Origin of the sequence: Dyadobacter sp. 676, assembly GCF_040448675.1 — a bacterium.
Lineage (GTDB): Bacteria > Bacteroidota > Bacteroidia > Cytophagales > Spirosomataceae > Dyadobacter.
Genome location: NZ_CP159289.1, coordinates 4183772 through 4201098 on the forward strand (window position 1 = coordinate 4183772; position 17327 = coordinate 4201098).

General features: G+C 50.3%; 16 protein-coding genes and 2 pseudogenes. 12 read left to right on the forward strand and 6 right to left on the reverse strand.

The window, feature by feature from the left end:
- Positions 1-457: 457 nt before the first annotated feature.
- Positions 458-1099: an NlpC/P60 family protein gene (locus tag ABV298_RS18710; RefSeq protein ID WP_353717704.1), complete on the reverse strand. Its 642-nt coding sequence runs from the start codon at positions 1097-1099 to the stop codon at positions 458-460.
- A gap of 252 nt (positions 1100-1351) precedes the next feature.
- Between ABV298_RS18710 and ABV298_RS18715 the strand changes: the two genes are divergently transcribed.
- The 8 genes from ABV298_RS18715 (at position 1352) to ABV298_RS18750 (ending at position 8299) form a co-directional block, all read left to right on the forward strand.
- On the forward strand, positions 1352-1963 hold the full coding sequence (locus tag ABV298_RS18715) for a fumarylacetoacetate hydrolase family protein (protein WP_353717705.1): 612 nt from the start codon (positions 1352-1354) through the stop codon (positions 1961-1963).
- A 52-nt stretch (positions 1964-2015) separates the two neighbouring features.
- Positions 2016-3974 carry a M23 family metallopeptidase gene (locus ABV298_RS18720; protein WP_353717706.1) on the forward strand — a complete coding sequence of 653 codons (1959 nt, stop codon included), beginning with the start codon at positions 2016-2018 and terminating at the stop codon, positions 3972-3974.
- 3 nt (positions 3975-3977) lie between these two features.
- Positions 3978-4436 carry a thioredoxin-dependent thiol peroxidase gene (bcp, locus tag ABV298_RS18725; RefSeq protein WP_353717707.1) on the forward strand — a complete coding sequence of 153 codons (459 nt, stop codon included), beginning with the start codon at positions 3978-3980 and terminating at the stop codon, positions 4434-4436.
- A gap of 104 nt (positions 4437-4540) precedes the next feature.
- Positions 4541-5398 (forward strand): transketolase, encoded by an 858-nt coding sequence (locus tag ABV298_RS18730; protein WP_353717708.1) that lies wholly within the window; start codon positions 4541-4543, stop codon positions 5396-5398.
- Positions 5399-5445: 47 nt separating this feature from the next.
- On the forward strand, positions 5446-6399 hold the full coding sequence (locus ABV298_RS18735; protein ID WP_353717709.1) for a transketolase C-terminal domain-containing protein: 954 nt from the start codon (positions 5446-5448) through the stop codon (positions 6397-6399).
- A 382-nt stretch (positions 6400-6781) separates the two neighbouring features.
- Positions 6782-7324: a sigma-70 family RNA polymerase sigma factor gene (locus ABV298_RS18740; RefSeq protein WP_353717710.1), complete on the forward strand. Its 543-nt coding sequence runs from the start codon at positions 6782-6784 to the stop codon at positions 7322-7324.
- 54 nt (positions 7325-7378) lie between these two features.
- Positions 7379-7819, forward strand: a complete 441-nt coding sequence (locus ABV298_RS18745; RefSeq protein WP_353717711.1) for a hypothetical protein — start codon at positions 7379-7381, stop codon at positions 7817-7819.
- 66 nt (positions 7820-7885) lie between these two features.
- A complete protein-coding gene (locus ABV298_RS18750; protein WP_353717712.1) occupies positions 7886-8299 on the forward strand; it encodes a hypothetical protein in 414 nt (137 codons plus the stop codon).
- A gap of 83 nt (positions 8300-8382) precedes the next feature.
- Here the strand turns inward: ABV298_RS18750 and ABV298_RS18755 are convergent, their stop codons facing one another.
- The 4 genes and pseudogenes from ABV298_RS18755 to hisB all read right to left on the reverse strand — a co-directional run bounded on the left by ABV298_RS18755 (position 8383) and on the right by hisB (position 12538).
- Positions 8383-9960 (reverse strand): SulP family inorganic anion transporter, encoded by a 1578-nt coding sequence (locus ABV298_RS18755; RefSeq protein ID WP_353717713.1) that lies wholly within the window; start codon positions 9958-9960, stop codon positions 8383-8385.
- Complete coding sequence (gene can, locus ABV298_RS18760) at positions 9951-10664, reverse strand: carbonate dehydratase (protein ID WP_353717714.1); 714 nt, start codon at positions 10662-10664, stop codon at positions 9951-9953. The genes ABV298_RS18755 and can overlap by 10 nt, the downstream gene beginning before the upstream one ends.
- A 117-nt stretch (positions 10665-10781) precedes the next feature.
- Complete coding sequence (locus ABV298_RS18765) at positions 10782-11081, reverse strand: hypothetical protein (RefSeq protein WP_353717715.1); 300 nt, start codon at positions 11079-11081, stop codon at positions 10782-10784.
- Positions 11082-11412: 331 nt separating this feature from the next.
- Positions 11413-12538, reverse strand: a pseudogene (gene hisB, locus ABV298_RS18770) (bifunctional histidinol-phosphatase/imidazoleglycerol-phosphate dehydratase HisB).
- Between the two features lie 177 nt (positions 12539-12715).
- Between hisB and ABV298_RS18775 the strand changes: the two are divergent.
- The 4 genes from ABV298_RS18775 to ABV298_RS18790 all read left to right on the forward strand — a co-directional run bounded on the left by ABV298_RS18775 (position 12716) and on the right by ABV298_RS18790 (position 16335).
- Positions 12716-13309, forward strand: a complete 594-nt coding sequence (locus ABV298_RS18775; RefSeq protein ID WP_353717716.1) for a riboflavin synthase — start codon at positions 12716-12718, stop codon at positions 13307-13309.
- 190 nt (positions 13310-13499) lie between these two features.
- Complete coding sequence (locus ABV298_RS18780; protein WP_353717717.1) at positions 13500-14174, forward strand: PASTA domain-containing protein; 675 nt, start codon at positions 13500-13502, stop codon at positions 14172-14174.
- Between the two features lie 110 nt (positions 14175-14284).
- Entirely contained in the window at positions 14285-16009 is a 1725-nt protein-coding gene (locus tag ABV298_RS18785; protein ID WP_353717718.1) for a T9SS type A sorting domain-containing protein, read from the forward strand.
- A gap of 26 nt (positions 16010-16035) precedes the next feature.
- Complete coding sequence (locus tag ABV298_RS18790) at positions 16036-16335, forward strand: rhodanese-like domain-containing protein (RefSeq protein WP_353717719.1); 300 nt, start codon at positions 16036-16038, stop codon at positions 16333-16335.
- A 45-nt stretch (positions 16336-16380) separates the two neighbouring features.
- Here the strand turns inward: ABV298_RS18790 and miaA are convergent.
- Positions 16381-17299 (reverse strand): annotated as a pseudogene (gene miaA, locus ABV298_RS18795) (tRNA (adenosine(37)-N6)-dimethylallyltransferase MiaA).
- Positions 17300-17327: the final 28 nt, after the last annotated feature.

Here is a 17327-nt window from a genome sequence, read left to right on the forward strand (position 1 = left end):
CGAAAGTGCCCCCCCAAACACAGAACAGCGAACCAAGCGAACTGTAAAAGAAGCCCCAGATCCTGACGCTGGCCGCTTTTTCCGCATCGCTTCCGCGGAATGTTTTCCTCAGGATTTCGTAACCCGAAAATAACCCGGCCACGACGGCGCCCAGGTAAATGACCAAATGTGGCGGCGATAACAATCCGTCACGGCCGATGCTCATATGCCAGCAAATGTCCCAGATAAGCCCGGTAATAACGCAAAACGACGCGAATACCGTGGCAAAAATGTAAATAGGGATGCCCGAAACAGCAGTTAGTGTCCGGTCGCCGACTGTCGGCGGAGGAGCGATGGTGTCTTGCATTGGGAAAGGAAATTGAGTAACGGCTGCAAATCTCGTAAAAAGACAATCATAATTCCCGTTCCCCCTATCGCGTCCGTCATTTATTAACAGGCTGTTACCGAACGGTCGGGGTCAGAAGGGGCGCATGGCTTTTACAAATCTTCCCTTGAAATAAGTCGAAAACAGGTTGTCCTCCCGAACGCCGCGGGAGGTTGAGGCATGGATAAAGATGATCTCATCCCGCCCGCGAACATCGGTGACGATGCCGGCGTGGGATACATAGCCTTCCTTACCGGCTTCGGGTACAAAAAACAGCCAGTCGCCGGGTTGGATATCTTCGACTTTCGCGACCTCCTGCCCGAATTCGGATTGTTGCCAGGAGATGCGAGGGACTTTTACTCCGATTTCGGAGTAGACCTGACAGATCAGCCCGGAGCAATCGATACCGCTTTTATCATTTCCGCCGGAGCGGTAAGGCGTGCCGGTATAGGTACGGGCTATTTGCACAACCTGAGGGATATTGGCAGTGCCGGCCGGGCGGTTATAGGTCGTTGATGCGCTTCGTGAAGGGGCCGGTTTTCGTGCGGGGGCTTTCGTCACGGGCCTGCGGGCGGGGGTGGTACGACCGCGCGCCACCGCGCTCCGTGAGGCCGCGCCGCGCGAGGCTGTGTTTCTTTCGGGTGTTTTGCGAAGCGTATCGCAGGAAAACAGCAATGTGGTGATCAGGAGCGTAAAAATCGTGCAGGAATGGGATTGGGAAAGGTACTTCTTCATGCGTAAGCGGAATTGGCCTGATTTCTTTTCAAAAATAGCGATTAATGTATTTGGGGCGACCAGCGGGAAGCCCGCGCTGTTTGCTTCACCGGCAGGGCGCCGGTTCATACGCGGCACCGGGAGACGCCGGCATTATCCTATTATTTTAACTGCATTCCGGCTGAAAAATTGTAACAGATATTGTGGGGTGCCGGCTTTGTAAGTAGCTTTGTCCCTGACGTTCATTCCTTTTAAATTAGCATTTATCCCCTGATGAAAATTATTTGTGTAGGCCGGAATTACGCGGAGCATATCGCCGAACTCAACAATCAGACGCCCGACTCCCCGGTTATATTCCTGAAACCTGAAACCGCACAACTTCGCCCCGGCGAGGATTTTTACTACCCCGAATTTTCAAAAGACGTTCATTATGAAGTGGAACTGGTCGTGAAAATCAACCGGGCAGGGAAAAATATCGAAGAAAAGTTCGCGCATAAATACTATAACGAGATCGGTATCGGTATCGATTTTACTGCCCGCGACCTCCAATCGGAGCTGAAAGCGAAGGGGCTTCCCTGGGAGCTGGCAAAGGCGTTCAACGGCTCCGCGCCGGTATCGGATTTTGTGCCGGTCTCCGATTTTGCCGATATTCAGGACATTAATTTCAGCCTGGACGTGAACGGGCAGACGCGGCAGAGCGGGAACTCTTCCCTGATGATTTACCGCATTAATTACCTGATCTCTTTTGTTTCCAAATACTTTATGCTCAAAACCGGTGACCTGATCTTCACAGGCACACCGAAAGGTGTAGGCCCGGTGCAGATCGGCGACAAGCTGACGGCCTCGATCGAAGGCAAGAAGATGCTCGAACTGTTCGTTAAGTAAACCGTACTCTTCATATCACCCGGTCGAAGTACCGACTATCATGCACTTTTTCATGCGTCATTATTTTCGGGCATTTGTCCGTTCAGGACTGTTTGCATTGGGTTTGGCAGGTGTTGCGCAGGTTTCTTTGGCTCAAAAACAGTCGTATCCCAAAGGTTACTACCAGTTTCCGATTCGTCCCGGCTTGCCAAACTCCCTGGCAGGCGGACTGGGCGATTTGCGCAGTAACCACTTTCACGCCGGGCTCGACATCCGTACGCAGCAGCGAGAGGGTTTGCCTGTATATGCGGCCGCGGAAGGTTATGTGTATAAAGTGGCCGTTCAGCGGACGGGCTACGGGAATGTAATCTATTTGCGGCATCCCAACGGGCAAACGACAGTTTACGGCCATTTGCTGAAATTCAGCGACCCGCTGGCATCATGGGTACGTCAGGAACAATACAAAAAGCAGACATTTGAAATCGACCTGTTTCCCGAAGCGGGCCGGTTTACATTCAGGAAGGGCGAGGTAATCGCGCTTTCGGGTAACACGGGTGGTTCCGCCGGTCCGCATTTGCATTTCGAAGTGCGCGATTCGAAAGATAATTACCTGAACCCGCTGTATTTTGGATTTAACGAGATCAAGGACGTTACACCGCCGAAATTCGTGAGCCTGGCTATCCGTCCGCTGGATATCAACGGCCGGGTTAACGGGCAGTTCGACAGGAGAGTTTACACGCCCGTAAAACTCAAAGACGGCACCTGGCGCTTGCAGGAGCCGGTTTCCGCGACGGGCATCGTCGGGCTGGACCTGATAGCCTACGACCAGATGACCGGCACCGGTTTCCGTTATGGTTTGCAATGCATCGAGATCAAGATGGACGGGCAGGAAGTGTTTTCCTACAACATTGAAGTATTTCCAAACGCCTCGACGCGCGATTATAACAACCTGATCGACTATGAAACCGAGCAGGCGACGGGCCAGCGCTTTCTGAAATGCTACGTTCCCGATGGCAATCGGTTTAATTTATATAAAACCAATGCGATCAACGGGAAGCTGAATATTGCCGATACGCTGAGCCACGAGGTGAAAGTGCGGATTTCGGATTCGTACGAGAACTTTTCGGAGCTGGTATTTACGATCAAAGGAGAGGTACAAAACCAGCCCCTGCCGGTTTTTAACACCGAAGTGAACCCGGAATATGTGCAAACGGAAGTCAGGGAGAATACATTGGTGGTGAAAGCCAAATATTACCGAAGCCAGGAGCCGTTGGCAATATTCTATGTAAAGGGAAAAGAAGAGAAAAAAGCGCCGAACCTGTATGCGGGCGAATCGGCTGTCTTTCTGGCTGATTTGAGGGAGCAGATGCCGGACTCGGTCAAAATCGGGTCGACGACCGTGAAGACTTTCCTGCGTAGCCGGATATTGCCCGGCGTCGCGACGTCATTCGCGGAGGAGAAATGGTCGGTGGATTTTAATAATACCAGCTTGTTCGATACGCTCTTCCTGATGGGGCAACGCAATTTCAACGCATTGACCATCAATAACCGCGGCACTGCATTGAATGACTACATTCACGTCACGTTCACGCCCGAAAAAGCGCCGGAGGACAAATCGCGCACGTATGTGTACCGTTACCTGAATGGTGATTACCGGTTCCTAGGAGGTGAATGGGATGGCGACAGGATTCGTTTCGACACCCGCGAACTGGGTACGTTTGTGATTCAGCAGGATACCGTCCCGCCGCGTGTACGCGTGATCGAGCATAGCAGGCATCGCATTCGCGGGTATGTTGGCGACGGGTTGTCGGGGATCGCCAATTTTAAGGCGTTGGTGAACGGCGAATGGTTTTTATTGAATTATGATTTCAAAAAAGGCTATATCTGGTCGGAGAAACTCGATGACTCCCGGCCATTTGAAGGAGAACTCGTGCTGGAAGTGACGGATAGGGCGGGAAATAGTACTATCTTGCGAACAGAATTGGTGGACCTGGTTGTTAAACCCAAGAAAACCAGAAAACGTAGAAGATAGATTATGGGACTACAAATCGGTGACCCCGCACCCGCATTTTCAGTAAAAGACCAGGATGGAAAAGAAGTAAAACTGTCGGATTTGAAAGGAGAAAAAGTCGTTTTGTACTTTTACCCGAAGGATAATACGCCAACGTGCACCAATCAGGCCTGCAATATCCGCGATAATTACGGGGCACTCCTGAAAAAAGGTTACAAGGTGTTCGGGGTAAGCCCCGACAGCGAGAAATCGCACCAGCGGTTTATCAAAAAATATGGCCTCCCCTTTCCCCTTCTGGCAGACGCGGATCACAAAATGGCAGAAGCCTACGGCGTATGGGGAGAAAAAACATTGTTCGGACGGACCTATATGGGTGTACTTCGCACAACTTTCGTCATCAACAAAAAAGGGATCATCGAGGAGATCATTTCCAAAGTGGAATCGTCGAAACACACTGATCAAATTCTTGGAAAAACTGAATAAGAATCAGTCATTTTAACATTCCGAATAGCAGGAGATTTACGCCGCCTAAATCGTCCCGCTTCGGGTAACCCGATTAAGGACAGTCCAATAGAAAATAAATAAAAATGGAAATTGAACAATTAGAAAAAGTAGCATCCCAGGTTCGCAGGGACATCGTACGAATGGTACATGGTTGTCAGTCGGGACACCCTGGCGGGTCGCTGGGCTGCACCGAATTGTTGGTAGCATTGTATTTTGAGCGCATGAAGCTTAAAGAGCAGGATGGCAAGGTCGTATTCGATATGAACGGCAGGGACGAAGACCTTTTCTTCCTTTCGAATGGCCACATTTCCCCGGTTTGGTACAGCGTGCTGGCACGCAGGGGATATTTTCCCGTATCAGAGCTGGCTACTTTCCGTAAGCTGGACTCACGTCTGCAAGGACATCCCACCACGCACGAGCACCTCGAAGGTATCCGCATCGCGTCGGGCTCGCTGGGTCAGGGGTTGTCGGTCGCATTGGGCGCCGCAACGGCCAAGAAATTGAATAACGACAAAGGAATCGTATATGTACTGATGGGCGACGGCGAGCAGCAGGAAGGCCAGGTTTGGGAAGCCGCTACTTTCGCGCCGCATCACCAGGTGGATAATCTCATCGCATTCATCGACCTGAACGGCCAGCAAATCGATGGCCCGACCGTCAAGGTAATGAACAACCGCGACCTGGGTGCCAAATACGAGGCATTCGGATGGGAAGTAATCTCGATCGAAGAAGGAAACGACATGGCGGCGGTACTGAAAGGCCTGTACGAAGCCAAGGGCCGTTTGGGACATGGAAGACCGATTATGGTATTGCTCCATACCGGAATGGGCTATGGTGTCGACTTCATGATGGGCAGCCACAAATGGCACGGTGTAGCGCCGAACGACGAGCAATTGGCGGCGGCACTGGCTCAGCTGGAAGAAACTTTGGGAGATTATTAATACCGGACCGGCGGTGATGCGCGGTTTTATAAACAGATATATCAAAAATGAAAAAATACACCTTCACTGAGAAGAAAGATACCCGTTCGGGTTTCGGTGCCGGAATGCAGGTGCTGGGACAACAAAATCCTGACGTTGTGGCGCTTTGCGCCGACCTCGTCGGTTCCTTGAAACTGGATGCGTTCATCAAGGAAAACCCCGAGCGTTTTATCCAATGCGGTATTTCCGAAGCGAATATGATCGGTGTTTCAGCCGGTTTGACGATCGGAGGTAAAATCCCTTTCGCGACTACCTTCGCAAACTTCGCAACGGGCCGTGTTTACGACCAGATCCGTCAGAGCGTGGCATATTCGGGCAAAAATGTAAAAATTTGCGCTTCACACGCAGGTTTGACACTCGGCGAAGACGGTGCTACCCACCAGATCCTCGAAGACATCGGTATGATGAAAATGCTTCCGGGCATGACCGTCATTAACCCGTGCGATTATAACCAAACCAAAGCGGCTACCATCGCATTGGCGGACCACGAAGGTCCTGCTTACCTGCGTTTCGGCCGCCCGGTGATCCCCGTTTTCACTGATCCCGATCAGAAGTTCGAAATCGGTAAGGCATGGATGGTGAACGAAGGAACCGATGTGAGTATTTTCGCAACCGGCCACATGGTATGGGAGGCGATCCAGGCTGGCGAAATTCTCGAAGCAGAGGGGATCAATGCCGAGATCATCAATATCCACACCATCAAACCCCTGGACGAAGAAGCGATCCTGAAATCGGTGGCGAAAACAGGTTGCGTGGTGACAGCCGAGGAACACAACCGCATCGGCGGCCTGGGCGACAGCGTTGCGCAGGTGTTGGTTAAGAACAAGCTCGTTCCGCAAGAATATGTGGCCGTGAACGACAGTTTCGGCGAAAGCGGTACACCAGCGCAATTGCTCCAAAAATACGGTCTGGATGCGAAGCACATCGTAGAAGCAGCCAAACGCGCCATCGCGAGGAAATAATAGAAAAATAATCCAATCCCCGATTCCCATTCCCCTTTTCCCGTCGACTCAAGTCGACGGAATCGGATTAAAAAGGCATCTTGCGTATTTTTGCGGGACGACATCTCAAAAATGCATCGCCTTGCCGTCGACTTAAGTCGACGGGAATTGATTAGAGATTAGATAAGATTGATCAAATCTGAATATTGATCAAATCAGATTAATCAATAGATTAGATTGAGCTCTGAGAGTGCAAAATGCCATTTTTGCTATCTCAGAGCTCTGTTATTTGTCCTGCACGAAAAAATAAACTATTATTGGTCGGCGTTGACTTCGGGCTCAGGTACAGATATTGGTCACGCGGAGTTCTCTGTAAAAAAACGATCAGGTTAATACTGATTAAATGTCCGACGAAGAATTATTATCCCTTTTTGAAAATCCCGAAACGCGGAGGAACGCTTTCAATCAGCTGGTGCGGAAGTACCAGCAAAAAGTATATTGGCTGGTACGCAAGATGGTGGTGGATCATGACGATGCCAACGACATTACCCAGGATGTATTTATCAAGGCATGGTCGGCGCTAGAAAATTTCCGCGGCGATGCGAAATTGTACACCTGGCTATATCGCATCGCAAGCAACGAAGCCATCAATTTTTTGAATAAAAAGCGGCGGAAATATTTCATTCCGATCTACGACGTCGAGAATGAGTTGAGCGAAAAACTGGAAGCCGACCCCGACGTAAGCGGCGACGCCATCCAGCTCAAATTGCAGAAGGCATTATTAAAATTACCAGAAAAGCAAAGATTGGTATTTAACCTCAAATATTTTGAAGAATTGCCCTATGAAGAGATTTCGGAGATTACCGGAACGTCCGTCGGTGCGCTAAAAGCCTCATATCATTGGGCTTCCAAAAAAATTGAGGATTTTTTGAACGACACGGATTAAACTATTTGAAACCACGTTGGTCAAACCTTCACAAGACAGGAAATATAAATTATCATGGACAAAAAACGTATACGGCTGGATGATCTGAAAAGGGAGACGCCCTTTACCGTGCCGGAAGGTTATTTTGACAAGCTGCCTCAGATGATCCAGTCCCGGATTCCGGCAGAGCCCGTTCGCAAACGCCTTGTCAGCTGGTCGTGGCAGCGGTCTGTCGGGCTGGCGGCGGCATCAGCACTGATTCTCGTGCTGGTGTGGGTGACGGTACCCGAGCGCCAGGGATCGCTGGGGCAAGAGCCTTTGAGCGGCATCAGCAACGCCTCTATCATCAGTTACCTGGAAGAGCAGGACATTAGTTATTACGATTTAAGCGAGCACAAAGTGGTTCAGAAAGCATTTGAATCCGATTCGACTGTGCTGAACTACCTGGATGGCCTGGACGACGATTTTCTTCGCCAGCAGTTGGAGGAAAACATGGTTGCCCCGGACAAGATTTGACCCTAACGAACAATCGAAATGAACTTACAATCTAAATTGAAGCGGTATCGGAACACTTTTGCTCTTTTGCTCCTGTTCATTGGCGCTATATCGACAGCCCAGGCCCAGCGCCGTTCCGAGGAAGAAATAAAACGCATTCAGGACGCCAAGGTGGCGATTATTACCAACCGCCTCAACCTGACACCCGAGCAATCGACGGGTTTCTGGCCCATGTACAACGAATATGCGCAGAAAAGGCGGGAAATCCATCGGGCACAGCGCAAGATCATCAATGATAAAAAAGCAGAAGGCCAGAACGACGAGGCCGTGCTCGACAACCTGAAAGAAGTCCAGGAACTCCGTCAGAAGGAGCTCGATCTGGAAAAGGAATATCAAAACAAGTTTTTAAAAGTAATAACGGCCAGCCAGGTGATTGAGCTGTACAAGGCGGAGCGGACGTTTAACGACATGCTGATACAGCGGTTGAAGCAGAAGAACTAAGTAGCCTGCTTATCGACTTATTACATATTAAAGGCCCGCGTCCATTCCGGAGGCGGGCCTTCGCTTTTGAGTTATGTAACTGTTTAATGCGCTCCCACAGCTTCCACTTCGCCGATACCCCGCGTTTCCACGGTGATATTGCGCAGTGGCGCCTGATGTTTTTTGAAATCGTTGATGATTTCGAGTACATCGTAATCGATATTCATCGACTTGCTGCCGTCGATCACGACAGTGGCGCCGTCGGGGAGGTTGTCCAGCGTGGCGCTAATGCTTCCCTTGTTAAGGAATGTAACTTCCTCTGAAAGCAACAGCGTGATTACCTCGCCGTCGCGGTGCTCTTCTTTGATATAGTGGTAAGAATGCTTGTGGTTCTTTTTTAGGATGAAATAGATAGCCACTACCATTCCAATGCCGATACCTTTCAGCAAATCGGTGCTCAGGATCGCGATGATTGTCACTACAAACGGAATGAATTGTTCGAGGCCCAGCTTGTACATTCCCTTGAACAGCTCGAATTTAGCCAGCTTATAACCTACCATCAGCAATATCGCCGCCAGCGACGCAAGCGGGATGTAGTTGAGGTATCTGGCAATAAGAACAGCCGAAATGAGCAGAATAGTACCGTGGATTATCGTACTCAGCCTGGTCCTGCCTCCTGAATCGATATTGGCGGAGCTACGCACGATTACCTGCGTCACAGGCAACCCGCCCAGCAAACCCGATACCATATTGCCCGTTCCTTGCGCGATCAGCTCGCGGTTGGTGGGCGTGGTGCGCTTAAACGGGTCAAGGCGGTCGGTGGCTTCTACGGAAAGCAGTGTTTCAAGGCTGGCAACAATGGCCAGTGTCAATGCCACGGTGTAAACCTCAGGCTTGCTGAATGCGGAAAAATCGGGTGTTTTGAAGAAGCTGAAAAACTCGGCGGCGCTCGAAGCAACCGGAAGCTGCACCATATGCTCGCCGCTCAACGCCCACTGCGGTGCCACAGAACCAAACACAAGGTTCAGGATCACACCGGTAATCACGACGAACAAAGCACCGGGAATGTACCGGAACAACTGTATTTTCTTCATGAACGGCTTATCGAACAGGATCAGCATTGCGAGCGAAATCGCCGAAATGATGATTGCACCCGTGCTGTTGTACCGGAGCGAGTAATAAACCTCCGTGAAGGTATTACGGCCGTCTTTTTGCGCAAACGCCTCGTCGCCCATGAAATCGGCATCATAGCCTAATGCATGTGGTATTTCTTTCAAAATCAATGTGATACCAATCGCTGCGAGCATTCCCTTGATTACCGATGAAGGGAAATAGTAGCCGATAATGCCGGCTTTGAGAAAACCGGCGATGATCTGCAATAGCCCCGCGAGTACCACCGCAAGCAAAAAAGCCTCGAAGCTGCCCAGGGTATCGAGCGCATTGAGTACAATCACAACCAGACCCGCTGCCGGACCTGCCACACCCAGGGAGGAGCCGCTCAGCGAGCCTACTACGATTCCGCCTACGATGCCGGCGATCACTCCCGAAAACAGGAGATCGGAACGCCCGGTCGAGGCCAGCGCAATGCCGAGGCATAACGGCAGCGCTACCAGGGATACGACAAGCCCGGAAGGTAAATCGTATTTGATATTGGCGAACAGACTTTTATTATTCAATGACATACGATTGATTCAGTAAGGATCATTAATTGGATTACTCGTAATGCAGAACCGCCGTTCAGACAAGGTGCGGTATCTCCGAGACGGTACACGTCTTCGACGTAATTGGTGTCGTCGATCGTCACGTCCATGTCTTTCAGAATGCCGTTGCTGATATCGTATACGACGCCGTGCAGTTGCAGTTTCCTGCCGTTCGCCCAGGCGGTTTGGACGATGGTCGTTTTGGCAAGGTCGCGTACCTGTTCCTGGACGTTGATCTCGACAAAGCGGTCGGCCCGTTCTTTGGGATCTTCAATGGCATTCAGCTCTTGCGCATGGAGGCGGTACACGTCTTTGATGTGGCGCAGCCAGTTATCGATGAGGCCCACCTGCTTGTTGCCCATCGCCGTAATTACGCCTCCGCAGCCATAATGTCCGCAGACGAGGATATGCTCCACACCGAGCACGTTTACCGAATAATCGAGCACACTAAGCATGCTGATGTCCGTGTGGATCACCATATTGGCGATATTGCGGTGTACGAAAATATCGCCGGGCTGGGTGCCGGTAAGCTGGTTAGCAGGCACACGGCTATCGGAGCAGCCGATCCAGAGAAATTTGGGCGACTGGCCTTTTGCCAGGTTCGAGAAGAATTCGGGGTTCTCCTTTGTTGTTTCTTCCGCCCACTTTTTGTTGTTTTCGAATAACTGTTTATAAGCCCTTATCATGATTTCTTGATTAGAATATTGGAATAAATAATAGAGGAACATGCCGGGTTTGAACGTGGAGAAGCCACATTAACGCTGGATCGGCAGTAACTCGAACTCAAATATTACGTGAAGAGATCAGATAAGCTCCGGAGGCGGGGAGAGGAGATTACGGTAAATTTCGTTGTCGAAATTGGCAGTGTAGAAGAATAAGCTTTTGACCGGTATCAAGGTTACGGAACGGTCAAACTGGACGTTATGTGAAATGAGCAGCTGGTCGTCGTTCAGCTTTTCGACCTCTGTTTTCTCTTCGTTGTCACAGGCACCGGTATCACACACCACAGACGACTTTTCCTTCGGCAGCAATAAGCTGGCGACATCTGTGGCTTTACAGATGAGAAAGGCCGTAAGCAGTATAAGACAAAGCGTTCTGAACACGTGAAAACAGTTTTTTAGAGTCAAAGTAACACTTAACGCGTCTAAAACGTTCGTTAAGTTACATTTTAGTATAAACTGAAATGAATTTTGCATTAAGTATTCAACCGGAAACAAACAAAAAAGGGTCGTATAAACAACCCTTACTTATTTGCTTTCCATTGCTTTTCATTGTTCTCCAGCCAACGCCCCACCAGGAACGCACTGCTCAGCAGAACGATGTAAAAAACAATCATAATAATGGTCATCGTCATAGTTGTACTCGATTTTAATGCGATGTAGGATACGCAAAGATAGCTAAAAATGCCACACAGGCCCACTGTTTGAGAAAAAATTACAGCACTCCTTTCGTGGAAGGCATGAAATCCAGCGCTTTAAGGTCACGTCTGACTGCCATTTTGATAGCTTTCGCAAAGGCCTTGAAGATCGATTCGATTTTGTGGTGCTCGTTCTGGCCTTCTACCTTGATATTCAGGTTGGAGAGCGAAGTGTCCGAGAATGACTTAAAAAAAGTGGAAGAACATTTCCGTCGGCATTTCCCCGATCTTCTCTCTCTTAAACTCGGCATCCCAAACGATCCATGGCCGGCCGGAGAAATCGATTGCTACCTGTGCCAGTGCCTCATCCATGGGCAACAAAAAACCATAACGGCTGATGCCCCGTTTGTCGCCGATGGCCTGGCGGTATGCTTCTCCGAGTGCGAGAGCGGTGTCTTCGATGGTATGGTGCTCGTCAATGTGTAAATCGCCATCGACGTGAATCGACAGGTCTGCACCGGAATGGCGGGCCAGCTGGTCGAGCATATGGTCGAAGAAACCGAGGCCGGTGTGAATGTCCGAGCGGCCGCTGCCATCGAGGTTCAGTTCCACCCTGATTTGCGTTTCCTTCGTGTTCCTTTCCACGGATGCCTTGCGGGAAGGAAGTTTCAAATGCTCGTAAATCGCATCCCAGTCGCTGGTGACCAATGCGGTGGTTTCGTTCATTTGATCGGAAAGACCTTCTTCCGGCAGTTGGGAACGGAAAAGGATCGCTTTGGCACCGAGGTTCACCGCCAGTTGCACGTCGGTAAGGCGGTCGCCGATGACGTAGCTGTTGGCCAGATCATATTCACTGGAGAAGTAGGCCGTCAGCATGCCGATACCCGGCTTCCGGGTCGGCAGGTTATCCTCGGGAAAGCTGCGGTCAATATGGATTTCGGCAAAACGAATGCCTTCGCCTTCGAGCGTTTTCAGCATTTTATTCTGGGCCGGCCAGAAAGTGTCTTCGGGAAAGGAACTGGTGCCAAGGCCGTCCTGGTTGGTGACCATTACGAGCTCATAATCGGTTTCTTCCGCTATTTTGCGCAATGCGGAAATAGCTTTCGGCAGGAATTCGAGCTTTTCCAGGGAATCGACCTGAAAGTCGGTGGGGGGCTCGACGATGATCGTCCCGTCGCGATCGATAAATAGTACTTTTTTCATTAACAGATTAGGATTACAAGCACCCTGCCGGAATTCCGCAGCGCTTTTTCAGCGCAAAGTTCGCAAAGAATGCCTAATAGAAAAGCAGTTGGGCGTGAATAATGCCCCGCGCGGGAATTTTGCGGAGTGGGAGAGCGGTTAGGAAATTGTAACTTTGCATTATAATCCGATATTAAAATGTTTACAGGAATCGTAGAAGCAATCGCCGAAGTGGTGAATGTCGAAATGGAAGGGACCAACAGGACCTTTACGTTTCGTACTGCCATTGCCAATGAGTTTAAGATAGACCAAAGTGTGAGCCATAATGGGGTTTGCCTCACCGTAGTCGCCGTGGATGGCAACGATTACAAGGTAACCGCCATCGAAGAAACTCTTTTAAAAACCAATCTCGGAGAGCTTACCGTGGGCAGTAAGGTAAACCTGGAGCGCTGTATGCCGGCCAATGGCCGTTTCGACGGGCATATCGTGCAGGGACATGTCGATCAGACGGCCACATGCACGCAGGTGCAGGAGCGCGACGGAAGCTGGTTGTTCGATTTCCGATATGACGCTTCTACGGGCAACATTACGGTCGAAAAAGGTTCGATTTGCATTAATGGCGTGAGTCTTACCGTTTTCAATTCGGGAGAGAATACATTTCGCGTCGCGATTATTCCTTACACCTATAACTTTACCAATTTCCATTCGTTGAAAACAGGGGATTCAGTGAACCTCGAATTTGATATTCTGGGTAAATACATTAAAAGAATTCTCGGTTCCTATGCCGTTTAGCATATTGGCATCTTGGAATATTACGTTTATTTTTACCCGTTTTAATACCAAAGCGCATCTGATATTTTCATGGCCAAAATAAGTACACAGTCCAGAACTGATCTTTTCATACACATCGGAATCATTGTCTCACTGCTTTTGGTCCTTTTTCTGGGGTTTTTCTTCGTCTATCTTCCCTTTACAACCAATCATGGCGAGGCTATCACCGTGCCCGACCTTAAAAAAGAAGAATGTGGCGGACCTGGAAGACTTCCTCGGTGATCGCGATCTGCGGTACGAGGTCGACTGTACTTTCGTAACCAATGTGCCGCCTCTTACCATCATATCCCAATATCCGCTGCCGGGGTCCAAAGTGAAAGAAGGGCGTAAAATTTACGTAACCGTCGTTTCCCGCACAGCGCCTCTGATCAAAATGCCGAAACTGACGGATATGACGCACCGCAGCGCACAAATGTTGTTGAAAAGTGTCGGATTGGAGGAAGGAAATATTTCCTATGTGCCGGATATGGCACAGAACGCGGTTTTGAGGCAAATGTATAATGGCAAGGAAATTCTGCCCGGCCAGCCGATTGCAAAGGGGTCGAAGATCGATCTCGAACTGGGAGAGGGACTGGGTACGGCACAGTTCGAAGCGCCATCGGTGATCGGAATGCCTCTGGATGAAGCCAAGATAGCCATTGTGGGCGCCGGGCTGAAAGTGGGCCAGCAAATGGAAGTGCCGGCCGAGGAAGGCCAGGCACCGGGTTCGATCGTTCGGCAGAACCCCGATGCAGGCAATAAGGTAAGAATAGGGGACGTAATCGACTTGTGGGTTACCCCGCAGGCACCTGAATCGACGGATAATGGAAATCAACCGGAGCAATAAGAAATTTTTCACATACTGGATTTTTATCGGGGTTTGTGTGCTGGTGACCGTGGTACAAAGCCGGACGGCCCGCGCGCAGTTGCGGATCGTACCGATCGATCAGGCCGTGTATGCCCGGGGGGGCCGACGAAGCCAATCTACGCACTCAGGCTTCATTGAGCTTGCCTTTTTTCGACGATTTTTCTACTACCAAAACCAACTCCGCAAGCACAAAATGGTGGCTTCCGGGAAGCGGGGTTTACATTAATAATACACTTGCTACTTCGCACCCGTCGCTCAATGTAGCGACGTTCGATGGGCTAAATGCCAATGGCGCTCCCTATAATATGGTGAATCCATTGACGCAGGGCTATACGGACACACTGACGTCGCAGCCCATCAACCTGAACGGCAAGGTGGCCGCCGATTCGGTTTATCTTAGTTTTTACTGGGCGGCCAAGGGTCTGGGGGAACTCCCCGATTCCAGCGATTTCTTACAGGTCGAATTTTTAAGTAAAACCAAAGAATGGGTGCCCGTGTGGACAAAGCTCGGTTATAAGGTAGATACCCTGTTTCACCAGCAATTCATTCCGGTCAAAGATCCCAACTACCTGCACGATGCGTTCCAGTTCCGGTTCAGGTCATATGGCCGAAGCACGGGCGCGTACGACACCTGGAATGTCGATTACGTGTATTTAAATGCAAAGCGGACATCCAGGCAGCCTTACTTGTTTGACGTCGCCATGAGGAAGCCCGTTTCAAACATTCTGAAGAAATACACGGCCATGCCCCTGCGGCAATACCGGGTGAGCCCGCAGGCGTTTACCGCCGATTCGGCCAGGACCGACATTGTCAACCATTTCAACAATTTCAACATTCTCACGAGTACGTTTACACTCACGGACGCGCAACGGGGTACCGAGTTTGCACGCAACGTGCAACGCTCGATTTATGTGGAATCGCTGAAATCGCAGTCGCTCGGTGTGAAACTGTCGCCGATTAACCCCGCCGCCCAACTCGACAGCTTGCATTTGATCGGCAAATTCTATATTGCAACTACGGATACAATCCCCGGTGCGAACCTGAAAACGAACGATACGATCACCGCTAGGGCAGTACTGTCGGATTACTTTGCTTACGACGACGGTAGTGCGGAATATGGCGTACAGGTCAACCAGAAGCTGGGACGTGTTGCGGTGCAATATGTGCTGGCCAAAGCGGACACCATCGGTGGAATCAGGATGTCGATGGTTTCATTTAACAAGGATATTTCAGGGCAGGGATTTACCATTCAGATTCTGGGGAACAAAGGTGGCAAGCCCGATCAATTGATCGCACAAAGGTCGGTCACCGTCAAATACCCTGCTCTTCGCGACGGGTTTATAGATTATGCGTTCGCCAACCCGATAGCGGTGCCAGATACTTTTTATGTGGGCTGGGTGCAGATCAACGACCAGCCGGTAACTGTGGGGTTCGACCGGAATTCGATGCTTGGAAGAAATGCGGTATTCTACAACCTGGGGACCGAATGGGCGAAGGAAACTTCGTTGAAAGGTAGTATTATGATCCGGCCCTACCTGGGTAAAAAAGCACAGGGTGTTGTGACTGGCAATGAGCCGGGCGGTCAGATTAGCGGGATTTTTTACCCTAACCCGGCCAAAGGTGAAGTGTATTGGAAAGGGAAGACGTTCAAAAATATTGAAATTTATAGCACTGGAGGAAATCTGGTACATTCGTTTGCCCCGACCGCCGACTGCCAGTCTGTGTCCGTCGATCATCTGAACCCGGGCATTTATATTTTTAAGGCCGTAGACGGGAAACGTTCCTTTGTGCAAAAAATGTTAATCTCGAAATAGACTCAATCGTCACAAATTACTTGGATATGGATATTACTGTTGAAGAATTGAAAGAACGTCTTGAAAAGGGCGAGAATTTGCATTTTTACGACGTTCGTGAAGAACACGAATACGAAGAAGATAACCTGGGCGCGATATTGATCCCCCTGGGCGAGCTCCCCGACCACCTCGATGAGCTGGAACCGTTAAAAGACGAAGAGATCATCATTCATTGCCGGTCAGGGGCACGTAGCGGAAAGGCTGCACGCTACCTCGAATCGCAGGGTTTTTCAAATGTACGCAACGTATTGGGCGGCATTCTGGCCTATCGTGAGCTGGAAGACTAACCTTTTGGGCCGTTTGACGGAGGTGTGTCCGCCAAACGGCTTTGTCTAAAACTTTGCTTGTGCCCGCACATATTCCAGGACCCGGTCATATTCGTCCGGATGAAACCATTCAAAATCTCCCTGGTGCCTGAACCACGTGAGCTGGCGCTTGGCATAACGGCGTGAATTCTGCTTTAAAAGGCGCACCATTTCGGCTTCGTCGTATGCTCCGTCCAGATAGCCATAGACCTCCCGGTAACCCACCGTTTTGAGTGCATGGTGTGACCGGTACGCGATGACATTTTTAGCTTCTTCTACAAGTCCCTCTTGCAGCATCGCATCCATTCGGTCGTCTATGCGCCGGTAAAGTTCCGCGCGGTCCCGGTCGAGCGCTATGTTGACGGTCTGAAATGGCCTTCTGAGCGTATTTTTTATTTTGAACTGGCTGATAGGCGTTCCGGAGGTATAAAACACTTCCAGCGCTCTTACAACGCGCTGGGGATTGGCTATTTCCGTCGTAGCGGCAAATTCGGGATCGATGCGGCCTATTTCCTCCTGAAGTGCCGGTAACCCATTGTCGTTTAGTTTTTGCGTGAGCGCCTCGCGGAGTCCCGGAAGGGGAGCGGGCAGATTATCGAGCCCTTCCAATACTGCCTTTACATAAAAGCCGGAGCCCCCCCGTCATTACAACGACATCATACTTTTGAAAAAGTCTGCCCAGCAACTCCAACGCGTCACGCTCGAAATCACCGGCGCTATATGCCTCTGAAATAGAGTGAGAGTCTATAAAATGGTGGGTTACCTGAGCGAGCTCTGCCGATGTGGGCTTCGCGGTTCCTATGCGTAGTTCACGGAAGAACTGACGGGAGTCTGCCGATATAATTTCGGTGTGCAAATCCTCCGCGAGTCGGATTGCCAATGCGGTCTTGCCTACGGCCGTGGGGCCGGCGACGGTGACCAGGTATTTCTTCGGGTTACTTGGCATGGGGCAGGTTTTAACAGGAATCAGTAAC